The 3239-nt window shown below is 61.7% G+C and carries 4 protein-coding genes; all 4 read right to left on the bottom strand.

Features of this window, described 5'->3' with window-relative positions; genetic code table 11:
- Positions 1–106: 106 nt before the first annotated feature.
- On the bottom strand, positions 107–1021 hold the full coding sequence (locus IRZ12_RS16705; protein ID WP_296470943.1) for a glycosyltransferase family 2 protein: 915 nt from the start codon (positions 1019–1021) through the stop codon (positions 107–109).
- Between the two features lie 3 nt (positions 1022–1024).
- Complete coding sequence (gene glf / locus IRZ12_RS16710; protein ID WP_296470944.1) at positions 1025–2176, bottom strand: UDP-galactopyranose mutase; 1152 nt, start codon at positions 2174–2176, stop codon at positions 1025–1027.
- Positions 2173–2913 carry an ABC transporter ATP-binding protein gene (locus tag IRZ12_RS16715; protein WP_296470946.1) on the bottom strand — a complete coding sequence of 247 codons (741 nt, stop codon included), beginning with the start codon at positions 2911–2913 and terminating at the stop codon, positions 2173–2175. The genes glf and IRZ12_RS16715 overlap by 4 nt, the downstream gene beginning before the upstream one ends.
- A gap of 5 nt (positions 2914–2918) precedes the next feature.
- Positions 2919–3239: ABC transporter permease (locus tag IRZ12_RS16720; protein ID WP_296470950.1), on the bottom strand; the 321-nt coding region annotated here is incomplete at its 5' end.

Consider the following 3239-nt stretch of genomic DNA (forward strand, 5'->3'; position numbering starts at 1 on the left):
ATGTGTATAATCGACAGGGTCTGGCGCGCCAGCCCGTCCAGGCAGCGTGCCAGGAGTTCCTGGCGGTTATGCGTAACGACAACGACAGCGAGGCTTTTCAATGCAATCACTCGATAAAACGACGATGACCCGAGAAATCCCCACGCCAGCCGTCGGCCATGGCCCGGAAGCTAAGGCGCAGCCGGGCTAGGCTGGGGCGGGAAAAGGTGTAGAACCAGATCGTTTTCGCAGCGAAGGCGAGCGCGTGCAGCGGCCCCCGGTACGTCAACAGGTTGACGGTATTGTTCCGGCACAGGCAGTAATGTTTGAGCGCCGACCGGGTGTTGTTGAAATGCAGGAGGCCGAAGAACATGGGCGCGCCCAGCTCATCCTGCCTGGGGTGGAAAAACTGCGCCTGCGCTACCGTGGCAATGCGCGCCCCGGCTCGGGAGGCGCGCATCACGTATTCGATATCGTCGCCCCAGATGAAGAACTCCTTGCGGGGCAGCCCGATGCGTTCGACCAATTCCCGCCGGACCAGGACCCCGTTGAAGGGCATCACCACGCCGGGCAAGAGCCCGCCGGCGGCGGCCTCCCGGACGCTCTCCGCCGAGCGCAGGACCTTGGCAGAGCCCGGCATGCGCAGGGGGAAACACAGGCGCTCCGGCTGCGCTTCGTCGATGACCACGGGGCCCCAGAGGTCATGGGAGGGCGCGGCCTGGAGCAGCTTCTCCAGGCAGTCCGCCGCAGGATGGCCGTCATCGTCCATCAGCCATGCAAGATCGCTTTTCCTGGCCAGCGCGGCGGCCATGCCGTGATGGAAGCCACCAGCCCCACCCTCATTGCTGGGCAGCGTGATGAGCTCGAAGCCGGGACGGTCCAACAGGCCGCTTTCCTCGAGCGCGGCGCGCGTGCCGTCGGTGCTCGCGTTATCGATGACGACTATCTCTTGCGGCGGCACGCTCTGCTCCAGCAAGGCCCGCAGGCAGCGCAGCAGGAGGGTCTTTCGGTTATAGGTGACGACTACCGCGCAGACTCGCATGGATCAATCGAGAGGGTTGACGTAGAAGGCTTCGGGGGTGCGTCCTTCATGCAGCGCCGCCTTGGCGGCTTCGGCGACTTCGAGCGCCTCTTTTATCGTGACGTCCATGTCGAGGTAGCGATACGTCCCGAGCCGACCAACGAAGGTCACGCCCCGTTCCATGCGCGCGCGTTGCACATACCGTTCGAGCAGCGCCTTGTCCTTGACCAGGCGGATCGGATAATAGGGGATGTCGCGCTCCGAGCAAGACCGGCTGTACTCGCGATAAGCGATGCTTTTTTCGTGTTGCTCCCAGGGCGAGAAGTGCTTGTGCTCGGAAATCCTCGTATAGGGGACCTCGGCATCACAGTAGTTGATGACGGCAGTCCCCTGGAGATCGCCTTCGCCCCGAATCACTTCGAAATCCAGCGTACGGTAGCCCAGCCGCCCCAGGCTGAAGCCGAACCATGCATCCAGCGGCCCGGTCCAGAACACGTGGTCGGCGTCCTGCCGCATCGACGGCTCGAAGGGCGTCTTCAAGCGAACCTCGATGCCGGGATGGTCGAGGATGGCCTGGACGATTTCCGTGTAGCCATTCCTCGGCATGCCCTGGTAGCGATGCGAGAAGTAATTGTCGTCGTAATTGAAACGCACGGGCAGGCGCTTGAGGATGCTGGCCGGCAGCTCGGAAGGCGGCACGCCCCATTGCTTGAGCGTATAGCCTTTGAAAAAGGCCTCGTACAGTTCCCGCCCAACGAAGCGCAAGGCCTGCTCCTCGAAGGTTTGGGGCGATTCGATGGATAGATCGGCCTGGCTCTCCAGGAACACCTTGGCTTCGCGCGGCGACAGCGTCTTGCCGAAGAATTGATTGATCGTGTGCAGGTTGATGGGCAGCAGATACACCCGGCCCTGGGAGATGGCCTTTACACGGTTGACGTAGGGCATCATCTCGCCATAACGGTTGATGTATTGCCATACGCGCTCGTTGTCCGTATGAAAAATATGGGGTCCATAGACGTGCACCATCACCCCGGTTTCCTCGTCCCGGGCGGAGTGACAGTTACCCGCCACGTGATCGCGCTGGTCGATGACGGTGGCACGGTGCCCGGCCTGCGCCAGTTCCCGCGCAATGACGGCTCCGGAAAATCCGGCCCCTACGATGAGAAAATGCTTCATGAAACGGCGTCCATCTGACGGGACACGATACTCTCGGGCGCCTCTACGATACGGCCATGCTCCAGGCGGACGACTTTGTCGCAGATCTTATTGGCCAGCTCCATGTCATGCGTCGCCATGACGAGAATGCCCGCATCATTGACGAAGCTCTCGAGCCGCTCCGCGGCTTTCTGCCTGAAGCGCTCGTCGCCGACGCTAATCCATTCGTCCATGAGCAGGATCTCCGGACGCACGCTGGTCGAAATTGCGAAGGCGAGCCGCAGCACCATTCCGCTGGAGTATGCCCGGACGGGAAGGTTGAGGAAATCGCCCAACTCACTGAACTCGACGATGTCGTCGACCAAGCGGTTGATCTCGTTTGGCTTAATCCCTAGGAATAGGGCGCGAAGCTTGATGTTCTCGAAACCGGTGGCGTCTCCGTCCATCCCGAGCATGGAGTCGAGCAGGCTCGTCACCTTCCCGCGCACGGAAATCGTTCCCTGGACGGGTGCATAGACACCCGCAAGCACGCGCAACAGCGTCGTCTTGCCCGAGCCGTTGTGCCCCAGCAGGGCGACGCGATCGCCCTCCTTGATATCCAGGCTGATGTCCTTGAGGGCCTCGACTTGGGCGGGGCCCCGCGAGGACTCGAGGATGCGCCCGCCCGTCGCCACGTTCAAGACCGTTTGCTTGAATGAACGCTGCTTGGCGTCATAGATGGGGAAGCGCACCGATACGTTGTTCAGGCGAATATGCATAGCAGTTACAGCCAATAAGCCACGCGGTGCCGGAACCGGGCCAGCAACGCGACGGCGAACACACTTCCCGCCACGGCTGCGATCGCGGCCACCGCCCAATACATGGGGGCGGGAACGCCTCCGAGGATGGGCTGGCGCATTAACTCGAGCAAAATGGTCAAGGGATTCAAGTCCGCCAAATGGGCCCGGCCGGGCGGCAATTGGTCGACCTGCCAGACAATCGGGGTGATGAAAAACATCAGGGACATGACGCTGCCCACGACGGGATGCATGTCGCGATATCGCGTGCAGAATATCGCGACCACCAATCCGATCCACAATAAATT

Origin of the sequence: Pigmentiphaga sp., from assembly GCF_019689535.1 — a bacterium.
Lineage (GTDB): Bacteria > Pseudomonadota > Gammaproteobacteria > Burkholderiales > Burkholderiaceae_B > Pigmentiphaga.